This is a genomic window from Thermodesulfovibrio sp. 1176 (genome assembly GCF_029946585.1).
In the GTDB taxonomy this organism is placed as follows: Bacteria; Nitrospirota; Thermodesulfovibrionia; order Thermodesulfovibrionales; family Thermodesulfovibrionaceae; genus Thermodesulfovibrio.
In genome coordinates this window covers 354768-372710 of the sequence record NZ_JARZRZ010000001.1, presented here as the reverse complement: position 1 = coordinate 372710, position 17943 = coordinate 354768, and the positions used below count along the sequence as shown (strand labels likewise).

20 protein-coding genes and 1 CRISPR repeat array are annotated in these 17943 nt (G+C 32.6%); of the genes, 13 read left to right on the top strand and 7 right to left on the bottom strand.

The window, feature by feature from the left end:
- The 9 genes from csm4 (at position 1) to cas2 (QI155_RS01960) (ending at position 6877) form a co-directional block, all read left to right on the top strand.
- The gene (csm4, locus tag QI155_RS02000; protein ID WP_068861603.1) at positions 1-990 is read left to right on the top strand and encodes a type III-A CRISPR-associated RAMP protein Csm4; all 990 of its coding nucleotides are present in this window, start codon (positions 1-3) and stop codon (positions 988-990) included.
- Positions 977-2119 carry a type III-A CRISPR-associated RAMP protein Csm5 gene (csm5, locus tag QI155_RS01995; protein WP_068861602.1) on the top strand — a complete coding sequence of 381 codons (1143 nt, stop codon included), beginning with the start codon at positions 977-979 and terminating at the stop codon, positions 2117-2119. Before csm4 ends, csm5 begins: the two co-directional genes overlap by 14 nt.
- A gap of 3 nt (positions 2120-2122) precedes the next feature.
- Positions 2123-3274: a DUF1887 family CARF protein gene (locus QI155_RS01990; RefSeq protein WP_068861601.1), complete on the top strand. Its 1152-nt coding sequence runs from the start codon at positions 2123-2125 to the stop codon at positions 3272-3274.
- A 14-nt stretch (positions 3275-3288) separates the two neighbouring features.
- A complete protein-coding gene (locus tag QI155_RS01985; RefSeq protein ID WP_254045505.1) occupies positions 3289-3537 on the top strand; it encodes a CRISPR-associated protein Csx3 in 249 nt (82 codons plus the stop codon).
- Positions 3538-3539: 2 nt separating this feature from the next.
- Positions 3540-4466 (top strand): CRISPR system precrRNA processing endoribonuclease RAMP protein Cas6, encoded by a 927-nt coding sequence (gene cas6, locus QI155_RS01980; protein ID WP_068861599.1) that lies wholly within the window; start codon positions 3540-3542, stop codon positions 4464-4466.
- Positions 4467-4551: 85 nt separating this feature from the next.
- Positions 4552-4830 (top strand): CRISPR-associated endonuclease Cas2, encoded by a 279-nt coding sequence (gene cas2 / locus QI155_RS01975; RefSeq protein ID WP_068861598.1) that lies wholly within the window; start codon positions 4552-4554, stop codon positions 4828-4830.
- Position 4831: 1 nt separating this feature from the next.
- Positions 4832-5785 (top strand): CRISPR-associated endonuclease Cas1, encoded by a 954-nt coding sequence (cas1, locus tag QI155_RS01970; RefSeq protein WP_281320992.1) that lies wholly within the window; start codon positions 4832-4834, stop codon positions 5783-5785.
- Positions 5760-6605 carry a CRISPR-associated endonuclease Cas1 gene (locus tag QI155_RS01965; RefSeq protein WP_068861596.1) on the top strand — a complete coding sequence of 282 codons (846 nt, stop codon included), beginning with the start codon at positions 5760-5762 and terminating at the stop codon, positions 6603-6605. Before cas1 ends, QI155_RS01965 begins: the two co-directional genes overlap by 26 nt.
- Positions 6602-6877, top strand: coding sequence for a CRISPR-associated endonuclease Cas2 (gene cas2, locus QI155_RS01960; protein WP_068861595.1), 276 nt, complete (start codon positions 6602-6604; stop codon positions 6875-6877). Before QI155_RS01965 ends, cas2 (QI155_RS01960) begins: the two co-directional genes overlap by 4 nt.
- A gap of 157 nt (positions 6878-7034) precedes the next feature.
- On the opposite strand, the gene QI155_RS01955 is transcribed toward cas2 (QI155_RS01960), so the two are convergent.
- Positions 7035-7160, bottom strand: a complete 126-nt coding sequence (locus tag QI155_RS01955) for a hypothetical protein (protein ID WP_256364162.1) — start codon at positions 7158-7160, stop codon at positions 7035-7037.
- Between the two features lie 242 nt (positions 7161-7402).
- Positions 7403-9986: direct repeats of the CRISPR family, unit length 36 nt; unit sequence GTAGGAAACTTGACCTCATTTAAAAGGGATTGCGAC.
- 44 nt (positions 9987-10030) lie between these two features.
- Here QI155_RS01955 and hisC point away from each other — a divergent pair.
- Genes hisC through QI155_RS01935 form a run of 4 tightly spaced genes read left to right on the top strand, consistent with a single transcriptional unit; the run spans position 10031 to position 13314 of the window.
- The gene (gene hisC / locus QI155_RS01950) at positions 10031-11095 is read left to right on the top strand and encodes a histidinol-phosphate transaminase (protein ID WP_281320991.1); all 1065 of its coding nucleotides are present in this window, start codon (positions 10031-10033) and stop codon (positions 11093-11095) included.
- On the top strand, positions 11092-11667 hold the full coding sequence (gene hisB, locus QI155_RS01945; protein ID WP_068861005.1) for an imidazoleglycerol-phosphate dehydratase HisB: 576 nt from the start codon (positions 11092-11094) through the stop codon (positions 11665-11667). Before hisC ends, hisB begins: the two co-directional genes overlap by 4 nt.
- A complete protein-coding gene (gene thyX, locus QI155_RS01940) occupies positions 11664-12392 on the top strand; it encodes an FAD-dependent thymidylate synthase (RefSeq protein ID WP_143600774.1) in 729 nt (242 codons plus the stop codon). Before hisB ends, thyX begins: the two co-directional genes overlap by 4 nt.
- Positions 12393-12405: 13 nt before the next feature.
- Complete coding sequence (locus QI155_RS01935; protein ID WP_068861007.1) at positions 12406-13314, top strand: cysteine synthase family protein; 909 nt, start codon at positions 12406-12408, stop codon at positions 13312-13314.
- Positions 13315-13328: 14 nt separating this feature from the next.
- Here the strand turns inward: QI155_RS01935 and QI155_RS01930 are convergent, their stop codons facing one another.
- From QI155_RS01930 to alr, 6 genes are all read right to left on the bottom strand, one after another.
- Positions 13329-13496: a hypothetical protein gene (locus QI155_RS01930; RefSeq protein ID WP_143600776.1), complete on the bottom strand. Its 168-nt coding sequence runs from the start codon at positions 13494-13496 to the stop codon at positions 13329-13331.
- A 78-nt stretch (positions 13497-13574) separates the two neighbouring features.
- The gene (gene recO, locus QI155_RS01925) at positions 13575-14288 is read right to left on the bottom strand and encodes a DNA repair protein RecO (RefSeq protein WP_068861009.1); all 714 of its coding nucleotides are present in this window, start codon (positions 14286-14288) and stop codon (positions 13575-13577) included.
- A gap of 3 nt (positions 14289-14291) precedes the next feature.
- Positions 14292-14744: a bifunctional nuclease family protein gene (locus QI155_RS01920; protein ID WP_068861011.1), complete on the bottom strand. Its 453-nt coding sequence runs from the start codon at positions 14742-14744 to the stop codon at positions 14292-14294.
- A 1-nt stretch (position 14745) separates the two neighbouring features.
- Positions 14746-15624: a GTPase Era gene (gene era, locus QI155_RS01915; protein WP_281320990.1), complete on the bottom strand. Its 879-nt coding sequence runs from the start codon at positions 15622-15624 to the stop codon at positions 14746-14748.
- The gene (locus QI155_RS01910; protein ID WP_281320989.1) at positions 15621-16811 is read right to left on the bottom strand and encodes a pyridoxal phosphate-dependent aminotransferase; all 1191 of its coding nucleotides are present in this window, start codon (positions 16809-16811) and stop codon (positions 15621-15623) included. The genes era and QI155_RS01910 overlap by 4 nt, the downstream gene beginning before the upstream one ends.
- A complete protein-coding gene (gene alr, locus QI155_RS01905; RefSeq protein ID WP_068861017.1) occupies positions 16811-17941 on the bottom strand; it encodes an alanine racemase in 1131 nt (376 codons plus the stop codon). Before alr ends, QI155_RS01910 begins: the two co-directional genes overlap by 1 nt.
- Positions 17942-17943 lie beyond the last annotated feature (2 nt).

Genomic DNA, 17943 nt, shown 5'->3' with positions numbered 1-17943 from the left:
ATGGAAGTTTATTTTTACAAGTTAAAATTTCAATCACCTGTACATTTTGGAGAAACAGGAATATATCTTGAAAATATTCAGGAAAGTATAAGCTCAGATAGTCTTTTTTCCGCATTGATTAATGTTGTAGCCTTATACTATGGAAGAAAGGAAGCTGATGAATGGCTTAATTTATTTAGCGAAAATCCACCATTTTTGATAAGCTCTCTTTTTATTTATAATGAGGACAAATATTTTCTTCCAAAACCTCTTGAAGACTCCTTTATAAGTAAGGAGATTAAAAAGGATTTAGGTAAAGTCCTAAAGAAACTTAAATTAATTGAATCAAATGATTTTTTCAAGTGGCAAAAAAAGACGATCACTGTAATGGATATTGAGAATATGGACAAACTATCAAAATCCAGTACTCCCTATGAAAAGGAAATTAGACCAAGAGTTACCCTTGACAGAATTAATCAGCAAAGCTCAATTTACTTTTGCGGAATTTTAAAATTTAAAGAAAATGCAGGACTCTGGGGACTTTTGGCATTCAAAGATAAAACATTTATTGATAAATTTAGAATTCTACTTAATCTTCTTGGGCAAACAGGCATAGGAGGAGAAAAAACCTATGGTTATGGAATGTTTGATGTGATTGAATTTAAGCCTGTTGATGGCATTCTTAAAGATATAGTAAACACAAAAAGTGAATATTTTACACTACTTTCTCTTTATCATCCTGCAGAAAAGGATAATGTTAAAGAAAAATTAATTTCCTATAATCTCGTACGAAAAAAAGGATGGATAACCTCTGGCAGATATGCACTTCCATTAAAAAGAAAATCTGTAGGTTTCATAACAGAAGGAAGTATTCTAAAAGAACCTGTGGAAGGTACACTTGTTGATGTTACTCCTGATTATCCTCCTTCCGAAATTCTAAACCACAGGGTTTATCGTTATGGATATGCTTTTATAGTTCCTTTAAAGGAGACAGGAAATGGAGACATATGAAAAAGCCGAATTTAAAATAACAGTAAAATCACCAATTCACATTGGAGGGGTTGAACAAAAAATTACAAGATTTGAATTTTTATCCTATGGACAATACATTTATCCTGTTTCAGAAAACAGGCTTTCTTTGTTTTTACAAAAACACAATCTTATTTCAGCTTATTGTGCTGAAGTAGAAAGATTAGGGCATAGATTTAACCTTGCTGACTTTTTCAGAAATAAAAAAATATTTTTGAACTCCGAAGAGCTTGAAAACCTCTCATTTGGCAAAAAGATAAAAGTAATTGGTGAGATTGGTACTATACAGTTTTATAGATCTTTTATAAGAGATGGATTTGGAAATCCTTATATTCCTGGAACTTCAATCAAAGGTGTATTCAGAAGTGCAATTCTTTATAATTTGCTTAAACAATTTAAAGAGAAAAAACTTCAGGATTTTATCGAAAAGATAGAAAGAAGAATTGAAAAGGATATTAGCGATAAAAAGAAAAAAAAGGGGTTTTTTGATTGGGGTAATATAGAATACTTTCAAAAATTTGTTCTTGCGGACAAAAACAATTCATCCAATACAGATTGGTTAAGGATGCTTCATATAACCGATGCCTATTCAGAAAATGAAATTCAAACAATTCTTATTCCTGTAAATATTCTAAAAAAACAAAGGAATGGATGGCAGTATAAAACTGAAAATACTAATCAGAGGACAACCATTTGGGTTGAATGTCTTCCTGTAGGTGCTACCTTAAAATTTGAAGCAAAATGGGATAAAAGACTTCTTGCGGAATTTAAAAGAGAAAATCCAGATACTGCTATGCCAGAAGATATTCAATCAGTCTTACAATTTATAAATAATTGGGTTCAGGATGTTTTGGCTTTTGAAATAAACTTTCTTCAAGGTCATCCTTTAAAGCGATGGTATGAAGTAAACAAGCCAAATCTTAGAATAGGTTTCGGTTCTGGAATGACAGCGACAACTATTTCAATCTTGCTAAGTGAAGATTTAAGAAAAAAAATTCGCAACTATGCAGGCTTAAACAGAGGCGAGGATGAAGCTCCAAAGTCACGAAGGCTTTTTGAGAACAATAATAATTCAATCCCTCTTGGCTGGGCATTAATAGAGAGGATTTAAGCCATGAAACCCATTCATGTATGCCTTGTATCTGACCAGACAATCCCGAATATCCTTGGAATAATGCATTTTAAACCTGAACATATCTTGTTTATAACAACCGAAGAAATGAAGAGAAAAAATAAAACAGAGGCAATATTGAATACAATAAAAAGAGCAGGAATTGAACCCACTTTCTCAGAAATAGTTGTTAAAGAAGATTCTCCCTATGATTGTCAGATTAAGATATCTCAATGGATTGAATCTACAGAGAATGACCAGTTTACCGTGAATCTCACCTGTGGCACGAAGATAATGTCTATATCAGTATTTCATATTTTTAGAGACTATGGAAGCATGATGATTTACATTCCCTATCCTAAAAATGAGTTTATTCAGATTTATCCGATAAAAAAGAATGTTCATCCAGAATCTATTAGCCTACGATTAGGTGTTGTTGATTATCTTACTGCCTATTCATTAAAAGTAATCAATGAAAAAAAACTTGAACAAAAAAAGGAAGAAGCAGAAAAAAGAAAAAATTTAACAAAATTGATAATTGAGAATTACAAAGAGCTTGAAGCACTTTTAAAAGATTTATACTCAAAGTTAGCATTATATAGAACAGAAAAATTTTATAATTTTGAATTTGAATATGAATTTGCATCAGACTCTATTTATCAGGAATTTTTTAGACAATTGGGTTGTGAGCTCAAAGAAGATAAAATTTCAAAAAAATTGACCCGCAGAGAAATTCAATTTTTAACCGGTGGATGGCTTGAAGAGTATGTTTTTAATTGTGTGAATTCACTTTTAGATAAAGAAATAAATGACGCTGTTTTGGGGATTGAAATAGAAAATATAGCTGGCTCAAAAAATGAGTTTGATGTTATGTTTACAAAAGACAATGCTATTTATTTCATAGAATGCAAATCTTTAAGTCCAGATAAAAATTTAGCTCAAGAAAGTCTTTACAAAATTGGAGCTTTACAGAAAGAATTTGGATTAAGGGTTAGAAGCTTTTTTGTAACAACTTCCCAAAAGATAATGGATGAGAATGGACAAATAAGACAATCCATAAAAGCCAGAGCTGAACAGTTTAACACCGAAATCATAACATACGAAAATATAAGTAATCTTGAAGAAATTCTAAAGCAGAAACTTAAAATTTCATAAAGGAGGAATTTGTCTTGCCAAGACAAGTCATTGTTAATATGGAAGAATTATACAGTGAACAGGCAAAATTGAACGAAATTTCAGACTATGTTAAAAAAGTATTAAATATTGCAGGTGAGGGAAATGAAGTTATTCTAACTGGACAGGGTCCAATATGGTTATATCTAAAAGTAGCCCATGCACTTCATGGTAAAGCTTTAAAATTAATATACAGAAGTCCAGTAACAGGTGATGTTTTAATTTTTGATCACTCACCATACTAAAAATGAAAATACCCTATCAGAAATATACATTTACTCTTGAAGCAGTTGAACTATTGTATCTGCCCTATTACAAAGGTTCAACTTTCAGAGGAGGATTTGGAAATGTTTTTAAAAAAATAGCATGTCCCTTAAGATTTTCTGAATGTAAAGACTGTATCCTCAGAGAAAACTGTGTTTATGTTTACATATTTGAAACAATTCCAAATGAAAAGGCTCAAATTTTAAATATGAATAAATATGAAAAAATTCCTCATCCTTTTATAATAGAACCACCTGAAAATACTGAAAATTTAATTCCTGTAGGACAAACTATTACTTTTAATCTCATTTTAATCGGAAGAGCCATTGATTATATCCCTTATTTTATATATGTTTTTGAAGAATTAGGTAAAATAGGAATTGGAAAAGGTAGAGGAAAATACAAATTACAAAAAGTACAGGTTAATGAACAAACAATTTATAAAAAAGGAATATTAAAGAAAATACCATCTCAAGTTCTTGAGCTCCCTGTAAAATTTAAACCCTCAGATAAGAAAGATATATTAAAAATAAAAATTTACACACCTGTAAGGATAAAATATCAAAGAAAATTCTGTTCTGAACTTGATTTTCACATATTAATAAGAAATCTTCTAAGAAGACTAACTCTTTTATCATTTTTTCATTGCTCTGAGAATCCTGATATACAATACAAAGAGATGATATTTCATGCAGAAAATGTTAGAACTCTATCATCTAACCTTAGCTGGTACGACTGGGAAAGGTATTCAACAAGGCAGGAAACCAGAATGAAGCTTGGTGGTGTAATTGGAGAAATTACCTATGAGGGCGATATAACTCCCTTTATGCCTTATTTAAGGGCAGGTGAAATCTTTCATATTGGCAAAGGCACAAGTTTTGGCTTAGGGAAATACCAAATTATCAAATAATAAAACAAAATACCTAAGGCAACTGCAATGTTTCAGCAATATTGTTTTTATTCTAACTTCAATAAAAAACACAATAAAATAAAAAATGAGAATTCTATACATTATAGCCTATGACATTACAGATGAAAGAAGGCTTGCAAGGGTAAGACAATTTCTCAAAGGTTACAGCACAGGAGGACAGCGTTCAGTTTATGAATGTTTTTTAATGAGAGATGAACTGAAATTCATAGCAAGCAAACTTAAGAGATTGATAAATCCCTATGAAGACCGAGTTCACATATTCAGAATTGATGGGCATAGCCATGTCCACACTCTTGGAATTGCATTACCACCAAAGGATCCAAAATACTTTTACATAGGCTAAAATGGGCACTGTTTTTATAGATCAAAAGGAGATCAAAATACAAACAGATGGAAATTCAATTGTTTTTTACTCAAAGGGCAAAAAAACAGGAACTCTTCCTATTGCTCCACTTAAAAGAGTTGTAATAGTAGGTAATGTAAACATTGAAACAAGTGTAATTCATAAACTGGTGAAAAACGATGTTACAGTCACATTTTTCACTGGCAGACTCAAATACATTGGAACAATTTATGGACAAATGCATAACAATGGTTTATTAAGAGTAAAACAATATGAAAAATCTACAAATGAATTCGCCTTAAATATGGCAAAAGAGTTTGTAGAAGGGAAAATTTCATCCCAAATTGCTTTTTTAAGAGAAATACCTAATATTAAACCCATTCTTTCAATGGATGCTCAACAGGCTATACAAAACTTAATTAATAAAATAGACCTAATCAAAGATGCAACTTCCATTGATTCCTTGAGGGGAATTGAGGGTTCATCGCAAGCTTTATATTTTTCAGTTTATTCAAAACTTTATCCTGAATCCTATGGTTTTACAAAACGAACAAAAAGACCACCGACAGATCCTGTTAATGCTATGCTTAGCCTGTGTTATACAATGCTTCATTACGAAGCAGTAAGAGAAATTCAGCTTATAGGACTTGACCCTACAATTGGCTTTTATCATCAATTTGAATACGGAAGAGAATCGCTTGCCTGTGACATTGTTGAATTATTCAGGGTTGATGTAGATAGATTTGTCTATGAAATCTTCAAACAGAATGAACTGTCAAAAAGAGATTTTATGAAAGATGAGTCTTCGGGTGGAGTTTATTTAAAAAAATCAGGAAGGAAAAAATTTTATCCTCTCTATGAAAAATGGGCTCAGGAAGAAAGACATAAATTAAGAGAAACAGTTAGAGCCCTTGCAAGGAGGATACTTGATGAAAAAGCCTCTTTATCTTGTTGAAAAAGGAAATAAAGTTACTGTGCATAGAGATGGACCTTCTCTTTTAATAACATCTCGTAATAAAGCACCCATGAGAATTCCAGTGCGCAAAATTGATAAAGTTGTAATAATTGGTAACATAAGAATTGATGCAAACTCAATAATTCTTTGTGCAGAGAATAAAATCCCTGTGCTCTTTATTACTCCTGACAATACAGAGAAAGCTTTGATATTGCCATACAATCACAAACTTCCTAAACATTACAAAGAACAGAGACTGATTTTACAATCCCAAGAAACAATGATAAGATATAAAAAATGGATTTATACAAGAAGATCAATAATGCAACTTAAAATTCTCAAAGAACTGTTTAAAGGATTTAGTTTTCCTCATGAGATTGGTGAAGGGAATTATCAATTTTTGATAAGGAATTTCAGTCAGAGACATCAAATGAATCATTCTCATTTTTGTCATTCTGAGCGAAGCGAAGAATCTCAATCAAACTGGATAATGGTAAAGGACATAATTGAAAACTTTCTAAGAGCAATAATTTTAGGAAGAATAATTCAAGCTGGATTAGACCCTCATCTTGGAATAATTCACAAGAGAGTAAATTTTGGACTTTTACTTGACCTATTCTTGATTTTTGAACCAGAAGCAGATTTTCAAACAATAAAATTTTTTAAGTCATCAAAATCATCAATTCATAATGGAGAACTTACCGAAGTCGGGGTAAAACAAATAATTGACAGATTTGAATCAAGAAGAGAAAGTTTTACACAAAGCGTTGAAACAGTAATTGATGAACTTTTTGAAATCATAAAAGACTTAAGAAAATGAAAGCATCCTATCTTGTCTGTTATGACATAGCTGATGAAAAGAGACTTGCTCGAATTTATAGGTTAATGAAAGGAAAAGGCTTACATATTCAATACTCTGTTTTTTACTGTATTTTAACATGGCAGGAACTTAAAACATTAAAGAATGAGATAAGACAAATTATTAATCCAAGATATGACGATGTAAGAATTTATCCACTTTCTAAGGATTCTCTTGTAGCAGTTTTAGGCTGTGCAGATAGAATTCCTGAAGGAGTGGAAGTTTTTTTATAGTTGACATTGGTAAGAAAAATTTGATTTAATTATAAAAATTGCTCTTTGACAAGGCGAAACATTGTTTCAAGGCACAAAGCACGAAGAGCCCAATTCTGGTTAATCTATAGATAATGCTCAATTCCTTTTCTGTTATTTTGATTTCCTTTCAGTCATTCTATTTTTCTTTTCTGTCATTCTGCTCTCCTTTTTCTGTCATTCTGATTCCTTTCTCTGCCATTCTGGTTCCTTTCTCTGTCATTCTGATTCCTTTCTCTGTCATTCTGGTTCCTTTCTCTGTCATTCTGATTCCTTTCTCTGTCATTCTGAGCCGAAGGCGAAGAATCTTCTCCTTAGCAGGATCTCATTTTATCAAGTTTTGAATATTGATGATTCATAATCCATTGAAAATAGCTGATTTTCTTATGCCAGAAAATCAAGCAATATCAATGGTTTACAGAATAACCGTAAGTGAAAAATTCCTGAAAAATTTGCAAAACCCTCCTTATAACCCATTGAAAAATAAGAGAAAAAAAGAGGGGGTCTGTAGGAAACTTGACCTCATTTAAAAGGGATTGCGACCATATCTTTATATACCAAAATTTCTTTCATTTTCGGTAGGAAACTTGACCTCATTTAAAAGGGATTGCGACTTCATTTTTACGCCTCCTACTTATTTTTTTTCTTCTCGTAGGAAACTTGACCTCATTTAAAAGGGATTGCGACCGCCTATAGCAAATCTTCCTTCTCCTGTTTCTACGTAGGAAACTTGACCTCATTTAAAAGGGATTGCGACTGTTAAGCAGGAATTCACTTTTGGAGTTAACTGGTAGGAAACTTGACCTCATTTAAAAGGGATTGCGACTTACTGTTCCAACAAGTTCACTTATGCTGTCCCAATCTGTAGGAAACTTGACCTCATTTAAAAGGGATTGCGACTTACACCTAAAATCTCTCTTACATCCTTTGCATGGGATGGTAGGAAACTTGACCTCATTTAAAAGGGATTGCGACTTTGACGGTGGAGGATATCCTCCACCGTTTTTTTGCTTTGTAGGAAACTTGACCTCATTTAAAAGGGATTGCGACTATATATAAGTAGCAGTAATCTTTCAATGAGTTCTTGTAGGAAACTTGACCTCATTTAAAAGGGATTGCGACTTTTTAATCCTAAATTGGCAATGCTATCTCTTGGTAGGTAGGAAACTTGACCTCATTTAAAAGGGATTGCGACTGCACCTCCAAAAATTTTTTTATTATCATGATTATATGTAGGAAACTTGACCTCATTTAAAAGGGATTGCGACTTCCTACGGGACATGGTAGAGAGTATTTCCAATCTGCACTGTTCCGTAGGAAACTTGACCTCATTTAAAAGGGATTGCGACCAGTTTCCCCTATAGAAACCGTACCTTGCGAAGTGTAGGAAACTTGACCTCATTTAAAAGGGATTGCGACTGCTTGCCGTCAAGATTTTGACGGCAGGAAAAATCTGTAGGAAACTTGACCTCATTTAAAAGGGATTGCGACTTTTTAATCCTAAATTGGCAATGCTATCTCTTGGTAGGTAGGAAACTTGACCTCATTTAAAAGGGATTGCGACCAGTCATAACAAATAGTATCCCCATTCTTCAATAGAGTAGGAAACTTGACCTCATTTAAAAGGGATTGCGACGCTTAATAAGCCTTAACCTGTATTCTAATTCATCTAAAGTAGGAAACTTGACCTCATTTAAAAGGGATTGCGACACATAAACCTTTAGACTTCTGGCTCTTCTACCGTTTTGTAGGAAACTTGACCTCATTTAAAAGGGATTGCGACGTCGTATTCCTCCAAAAGTTCTCGTTCTACTACTAGTAGGAAACTTGACCTCATTTAAAAGGGATTGCGACCGTCAGGGAGAGTAAATGATTTCCCTTTTACTTCCATATGTAGGAAACTTGACCTCATTTAAAAGGGATTGCGACTGCAAGAATATCCTGAGCCGTTGCAAGCTGCTCAATGAGGAGTAGGAAACTTGACCTCATTTAAAAGGGATTGCGACAAGACATCAAAGGACAAATCTTCCTTTTCATCTTACGTAGGAAACTTGACCTCATTTAAAAGGGATTGCGACCCGCTGCTACCAAAAGCACCACAACCACAATTAACTTGTAGGAAACTTGACCTCATTTAAAAGGGATTGCGACTTCAGGGTTTTAATACTGTTTTTAAACAGCATCAAAGCCTTTGTAGGAAACTTGACCTCATTTAAAAGGGATTGCGACTCTCAATTTCTTCCATGTAATCTTTCAGAGTCTTGGTAGGAAACTTGACCTCATTTAAAAGGGATTGCGACCCGTAGAACCTCCCTACTGTTTGCCAGTCTTCAAAGTAGGAAACTTGACCTCATTTAAAAGGGATTGCGACCTAAACAAACTAACGGATTGAAAGGAGAAAGAATTGAGTAGGAAACTTGACCTCATTTAAAAGGGATTGCGACTATAAATCAGAATTTCTCTCATTTTTTTCCTCTTTTTGTAGGAAACTTGACCTCATTTAAAAGGGATTGCGACGTAGAAAATAACATGCCTGAATATAAAAACAGTAGGAAACTTGACCTCATTTAAAAGGGATTGCGACGGCGAGAGGAATCTCCCGCCGTCATTATTTCGTTAAGTAGGAAACTTGACCTCATTTAAAAGGGATTGCGACGTAGAAAATAACATGCCTGAATATAAAAACAGTAGGAAACTTGACCTCATTTAAAAGGGATTGCGACTCCAAGCTTCGTGAAAGTTTTCCTGCATTTTCATAGGTAGGAAACTTGACCTCATTTAAAAGGGATTGCGACTGCCCCCTTAAATGAACCTCCACCTCACAAATTTGAATATATGTAGGAAACTTGACCTCATTTAAAAGGGATTGCGACCTTCCCATCCGTTCAAAACTTGACAAGTGGGAATTTGTAGGAAACTTGACCTCATTTAAAAGGGATTGCGACTTGGCTTAGTTTTATCTGATTTACTGGATTTACTTGAAAGTAGGAAACTTGACCTCATTTAAAAGGGATTGCGACATATCATCGCCTATGTATGCGTAGGTTTCTTTTTCGTAGGAAACTTGACCTCATTTAAAAGGGATTGCGACCTAAAGCTTGACAATAATGGCATAACCAATTATCATAAAAATCTATGAATAAAATTAAACCTTACTGCCTTGTAAGAAAAAATATCCAGAAACTAATTCCCTATCAAGCTAAAGAAATTCCTTGTAAAATAAAGCTTGATGCTAATGAATCACCTTTTCCAGTTAAATTATCCGATTTTATTTCAGAGATAAATATCCCTTTGAATAGATATCCTGATCCAGAGGCTCTTGCTTTAAGAAAGGCTCTTAGTAAAAAAATTAAACTTAATTATAAAAAGCTCATTGTAGGCAATGGTTCTGATGAATTAATCTATTATTTAATTCTCACATTTGGCGGACCTGTTCTTTATCCTGTGCCTACTTTTGCAATGTACAAAATAATTGCTCAATCTGTTGGAGTTGAACAGTTTGAATCTAAACTTGATAAAAATTTTGATATAAAGGAAGAGGAAATCTTAAAAATTATAAAACTTAAAAAACCTCGATTAATTTTTCTAAGTTCACCAAATAATCCGACAGGTAATACTTTTTCCACTGATAAAATTTTAAAAATTATAGAACTTGCTAAAAAACATTCATCAATTGTTGTAATTGATGAAGCCTATCAGCCATTTTCAAGTAATAAAGGTTTTTTAACCTTTTTAAAAGATTATGATAACTTACTTATACTTAGAACATTAAGTAAAATCGGATTTGCTGGATTAAGAGTGGGATATTTAATAGGTGATGAACAATTTTTACGTGAGATAGTAAAAGTAAGACTTCCCTATAATCTTGACTCAATTACTCAATATGTTGCAACTGAAGCACTAAATAAATTTTATTCTCAAGTAAATAAATTCATATCCCAAATAGTTAAAGAGAGAGATAGACTTTACAGAGAACTTTTAAAAATAAAGGGAGTGAAAGTTTATCCATCGGAAGCAAACTTTATTCTACTTCAGATTAAAAATAGCAAAGATGTATATAAAAAACTTATTAATGAGGGCATCTTAGTAAGGGAACTCTCTTCAACTATAAAAAATGCAATTAGAGTAACTGTTGGAACAAAAGATGAAAATGATGAATTTTTAAAGACTTTGAGAAAAATATTAGAGGAAACATTATGAGAAGGGCTTCTCTAAGCAGAAAAACAAAAGAAACAGATATTAAAATTGATTTCAATTTAGATGGCACAGGCAAAAATGATGTAGCTACATCTATAGGCTTTTTAGACCATATGTTTGAGCTTTTTGCCTTCCATGGCGGATTTGATATAAAAATTGAAGCAAAAGGTGACATCCATGTAGATTTTCATCATCTAATTGAGGATTTAGGTATTGTTTTAGGTAAATGCATTGATAAAGCCTTAGGAGAAAGAAAAGGAGTAAAAAGATATAGTTTTGCATCTATACCAATGGATGAAGCATTAGCTCAAGTTTCCTTAGACCTTGGAGGCAGAGCCTTTCTTGTTTATAATGTACCCTTCGAAGGCTATATAAAAGATGTTGATATAAATCTTTTTGAAGAGTTTTTCAGAGCAGTTGTAAATAATGCAAAAATCACTTTGCATGTTAATGTACCATATGGGAAAGATTTACATCATGTTATCGAAGCAATCTTTAAAGCCTTTGCGAAGGCATTAAATGAAGCAAGCAAAATTATCGGAGAAAATCTTCCCTCTACAAAAGGACTCTTATGAAAGAAGCATCCCTGAAAGTATCAATTCTTACATATACTCCATCACCTGAGGAAGTTGTTGCTTTGTCTGCAAGACTTTGTTATAGTCCTGTAGGAGTTGAAAAATTAAAGGAAAAATTAACAGAAGAAGAAAAGGAAAATTTAATTAATCTTTTAAGAGAGAGCGGACATTTAAGCCCCTTTGAACATGTATCTTTTAGTTTTGCCATTGAAGGAATTTCTCGAGCCTGTTCTCATCAACTTGTAAGACACCGAATTGCCTCCTACAGTCAGCAATCACAAAGATATGTAAGTGAAGAAAAAGGATTTGATTTCATAATTCCGACTTCAATAAAAGAAAATGAGCAAATAAAAGAACTTTTCCTTGAAGCAATGAAATCTGCTCATGACTATTACTGTAAAATTTTACAAAAACTCGAATCTCAAGGATTAAAGGGAGAGAAGGCACGACAGGATGCAAGATTTGTATTGCCAAATGCAGCAGAAACAAAAATAGTTGTAACAATGAATGCAAGAGAATTGCTTCACTTCTTTAGAGTGCGTTGTTGTAATCGTGCTCAATGGGAAATAAGAGAACTTGCCACTGAAATGCTGAAGATTGTTAAAACAATAGCCCCGAGACTGTTTAAAAATGCAGGTCCTGCCTGTTTGTCTGGTAAATGTCCAGAAGGGAAATTTAGTTGTGGGCAAATCCAACAAGTAAGGAAAAAATTTAAAAATCTGTGATATAATTTAACTTATGGGCGTTATAGATATTATAGGAAATACACCATTAATAAGGCTGGATAAAATTAATCCAAACCCAAAAGTCATAATATATGGAAAATTTGAGGGTGCAAATCCTGGTGGTTCTGTAAAAGACAGAACAGCTCTTTATCTAATAAAGGAAGCCGAAGAAAAAGGACTACTAACAAAAGATAAAATAATACTTGAGCCAACCTCTGGAAATACAGGAATAGGACTTGCAATGATTGCAGCTGCAAAGGGATATAGAATAAAACTGGTTATGCCAAAATGTGTAAGTGTTGAAAGAAGAAGAGTACTTGAAGCTCTTAGTGCAGAATTAATTCTTACTCCTTCAGAAGAAAGTACAGACGGAGCAATCAGGCTTGCCCATCAGATTTATGAAGAAGAACCAGAACGTTATTTTATGCCAAATCAGTTTGATAACGAGGCTAATGTAAGAGCCCATTATGAAACAACTGGGAAAGAAGTTATTGAACAAACTAAAGGAGAAATTACCCATTTTGTTGCTGGAATGGGAACAACAGGAACTCTTATGGGAGTAAGCAAGAGACTAAAAGAATTCAACAGTAATATTCAAATAATTGGAGTTGAACCAGTCCCAGGGCACAGGATTCAAGGATTAAAAAATATGTCAGAATCAATCGTTCCAAAAATTTTTGATCCTTCAAAATTAGATGAGAAAATTTATGTAAACGATGAAGAAGCCTTTGACACAACAAGAAAATTAGCCCTAAAAGAAGGAGTATTTGTCGGAATGTCTTCTGGTGCCGCAATGCATGCAGCATTGAAAAAAGCAAGTGAACTCCGAAGCGGAGTTATAGTAGTTATTCTACCTGACAGAGGAGATAGATATCTTTCAACTTCCCTTTTTGCATCTATCTGTAGTAAATGCCCTCCATAAAAATTTGAAAATTTTTACTTTTCCCTTTTATCTTCGTTATTTTCTTCTTCTTTTTCTTCTTCAATTTTTATAGTAACATCTTTAACAAAATCTGGGCATTTCTGCCCTGCCTTAAGGGAAAACTGTTTTTGACAGGTTGCCCTCCATGCACATATAACGCACATTGGTTTTTGCTGATTCATAGTCGCCTCCTAAATTTTTATACATACTGAAATAACTTAGAATCTATTTTTAATCCCTGAAATAATGGTTTTATCCTATTATAACTTAATAGTGTTTGAAAGATGATAAGATAAAAAATTCTCTATTTCAAGTAACAATCTTACAGAAAGCTTAACTCTTTCTAAATATTGAAATTTCCATTTTGACATTTCATTGAGAATTTTTACAAGCCCCTGGGATAATGATTTAATTGCTGTATTATTTGATGGTAAATTATTTAAAAAGCAATTTTTACAAATTACAAAACCCTGTGAATAATAAATATCTCCATTCAATCTATCTCTACAGAGTCCACAATTTTTAAAATCAGGGAGATAACCTAAAAGGCTTAATAATTTTAATTTTAAAAAAATAATGTGACTGTCATGGTTATTTTTTTCCTTTAGATAAAAAAGAGTATCTAAAAAAAGATAGAAAAGTTGATTATTTGGCTCTCTCTTAGGAAGAAATTGTAAAAGTAATCTCAAAACTTCTGATATTTTTAAAAATAATTTGTAATTTTCTCTTATTATCTGAAAGGGTTCTATTATGTCTGATTGAATTATTTTCTGAAGTTTATCTTCTCTTCCAATAAATGAAATTCTTGAATAGGTTAGTGGTTCAAGGGAACTACCAAATTTGCTTTTTATTTTACGAGGACTTTTAGCAAAAAGGTTGATTAATCCAAAATCTTTTGTAAAATAAGTAACTATTGAATCCGCTTCTCCATATGCATAATTTTTAAGAACTATTGCTTCAGATGAGTAAATCATCCATTACTGAATATTGCCAAAGTCTTCAGGTTTTAAATTTTTGAGCCATTCTTCAAGTTCATCGGCTTTTCTTAGTTCAAAAATACCTTCCTCGACAAATATAGGAGCTTGAACTCTTAATGCTACAGCTACAGCGTCAGAAGGACGTGAATCAATTGTTTTTTCTCTAATACCATCATGGACATAAATTAAAGCATAATAAGTATTGTCAATTAAATCAGTTATAACAATTTTTGTAATACGGACTTCAAGCTCATCTAAAATATTTTTTATTAAATCATGAGTCAAAGGTCTTGGAGTTATAACTTTTCCCAAAGCTAAGGCAATGGAGTCTGCTTCTGGTTTGCCAATCCATATTGGAAGAGTTTCATCGCCATCAACTTGCTGCAATAAAAGAATATACATTCCACTTCTTGGGTCAAAAAGTAATCCCTCTACTTTCATTTCTATTAACATTTTAATACCCCAAAGATTTTAATAATATGTCTTTTTGTCTCCATTTTTTTCTTACCTTTACCCATACCTCAAGAAAAACTCTTATACCTAAAATTTTTTCAATATCAAGCCTTGCCTCTGTTGCAATTTTCTTTAATCTCTCGCCCTTTTTTCCTATTATAATAATTTTTTGTCCTTCCCTTTCAACATAAATATTTGCTCCTATTGTGAGAATTTTATCAGACTCTTCCCATCTTTCAATATCTACAGCTACAGAATAGGGAATCTCATCTTCAGTATATTTCATAATCTTCTCTCTAATAAACTCGGCTACAATAAATCTTTCTGCTTGGTCTGTTATCATATCTTCAGGATAAAGTTTATTACCCTGAGGTAAATAAAAAATAATTCTTTCAATTAGCTTTTCTACTCCATCGGATTTAAGAGCAGAAATCGGAATTATTTCTTTAAAAGGAAAAATATCTTTATAAAGAGCAATTAATGGAAGAAGGCTCTTTTTGGCAACCGTATCTATTTTATTAATTGCTAAAATTACAGGAATTTTGACTTTCTTTAATATTTCTATAATCGATAAATCAGCTTCTTTGGGATTTTCTGGGTCAACCATTAAAACAATTATATCTACCATATCAATTGCTTCATAGGATTGTTTAACCATAAACTCACCAAGTTTATGTCTTGGTTTATGAATACCTGGAGTGTCAACAAATACTATTTGAGCATTAGGAAGTGTTTTTATTCCCATAATTTTATTACGGGTAGTCTGAGGCTTTTCAGTTACAATGGAAATTTTTTCTCCTAAAATAGTATTGAGAAGTGTGGATTTTCCCACATTAGGCTTTCCAATTAAGGCAACGTATCCAAATTTAAATTCTGTCATTGAAGACCTTCTAAGGCATTGCGAATTCTTTCTATACCCTTTGAAAGATTTTCCATACTGGTTGCATATGATATTCTTATGTATCCCTCAGCACCAAAGGCAGAACCAGGAACCAAAGCAACCTGTGCTTTTTCAAGAAGATAAATACTTAAATCCATAGAAGAGTTAATCTCCATTGAGCCTGCCTTTTTACCTAAAATTTGTTTCACATTAGGAAAAACATAGAAAGCTCCCTGTGGCATTTTACAGGATATACCAGGGATATTGTTTAATTCATTTACAAGATAATTCCTTCTTTTTTCAAACTCTTTTCTCATTTCTTCTACACATTTCTGGGGACCTTTTAATGCCGCTACCGCTGCTTTCTGAGCTATTGAAGTGGGATTTGATGTTGACTGACTTTGTATATTTGTCATAGCCTTTATAATATCTGTTGGTCCTGCTGCATATCCTATTCGCCAACCAGTCATTGAGTGGGATTTACTTAATCCATTTACTACAATTGTTCTTTCCTTAATCTCTTCACTAAATGAAGCTATACTTATATGCCTCATCCCATCATATATTAATTTTTCATATATTTCATCTGAAATTATGTAGATATTATTTTTCAAGACTATCTCTACTATTTCTTGAAGGACTTTTTCATTATAAATAAAACCTGTAGGATTGGATGGAGAGTTTATAATTATTGCTTTTGTTTTCTTTGTAATTTTTTCCTTTAATAATTCTGGACGAATCATAAAATTGTCCTCTTCATAGGTTTCTAAAATTACTGGCGTAGCATCATTAAGTAAAACCTGGTCTGGATAAGATACCCAATAAGGTGCTGGTATAATTACTTCATCGCCTGGACCAAAAAGTGCCTGAGCAATGTTATAAAGAGAATGTTTGGCTCCGCAGGATACCAAAATGTTTTCTTTTTTATATTTTATTTTATTGTCTTTTTCAAGTTTTTCAATTATTGCTTCTTTTAGTTCATCAATTCCACCAACAGGAGTATATTTTGTAAATCCATCTTTGATTGCCTTTATTGCAGCCTCTTTAATGTGTTCTGGTGTATCAAAATCTGGCTCTCCAACACCGAAATTTACCACATCAAATCCCTTGGCTTTCATTTCCTTTGCTTTTGAGTCAACTGCAAGAGTTGGCGAAGGTTTAATTTTTTTAGTTCTCTCTGTAAGCATTATTTGTACCCTCCATTATTTTTGTATTTTCTTTTTGCTTTACTTCCTAAGGAAGTCAAAACTTCATAGGGAATTGTATTTGCCCAATTAGCAATATCCCATGCTGTAATTTTCTCATTGCCTGAAAATCCAAGGATTATTACTTCATCTCCCACAGAAACATCAGGAATCTCTGTGAGATCAATCATAGTTAAATCCATACAAACTGTACCAACAACATTAGCCCTTTTACCTTTAACAATCATCTTTGCTTTATTACTTAAAATTCTAAAATATCCATCGGCATATCCAATTGGAACTACTCCAATAAGGCTTTCTCTTTTAGTTATAAAAGTTTTTCCGTAACTTATTGGTGTTCCTTTGGGTAATTTTCTTATGTCAAGAATCTTAGTTTTTACAGTCATACAAGGAGTTAAATTAAGAGCATTTTCTGAAAGACCTTTATCATTATTATTTTTTGTATTATAACCATAAAGCATTATTCCTGGTCTGATAGCATCGAAAATAGCATCAGTATAATAAAGCCCTGCAGAGTTTGATATATGAAAAAGGGGATTAATCTTTAAATCCTTTAAATTCTCTTTTATTTCCTTTAATTTATTTACCTGTTTCATTGTCCACTGAAAATCTTCTGCCTGTGAAAGATGACTCATTATTCCTTCTATCCTTAAATTTGGCATTTTGGCAATTTCTTTAATTTTATCAGTAATATTGTCATGGATTCCAAGCCTTCCCATGCCTGTTTCAACCTTTATATGGACTGGTAGTATAGTGTTTCTTCTTTGTGCTTCTCTGGATAATTCCTTTGCATATTCTATATCGAATATGACAGGTATTAGATTGTGTTTAAATACTCCTTCAACTTCTCTATCAAAAAGTAAAAGAATTAAAGATTTAATACCGGATTCTCTTAGAATTAGGGCTTCTTCAAAAAAAGCAACTCCTAAGAAATCTACATGTTGATTTTCAAGAGCCTTTGAAATTTCTACTGCTCCATGTCCGTAGGCATCAGCTTTAACAATAGCGATGATTTTTATGTTTGAGTTTACTCTTTTAACAAGAGTTTTTATTTCTTGGAAATTATTAATTAATGCCTTTAAGTCTATCTCTGCCTGAAGAAATCTGCTCACAT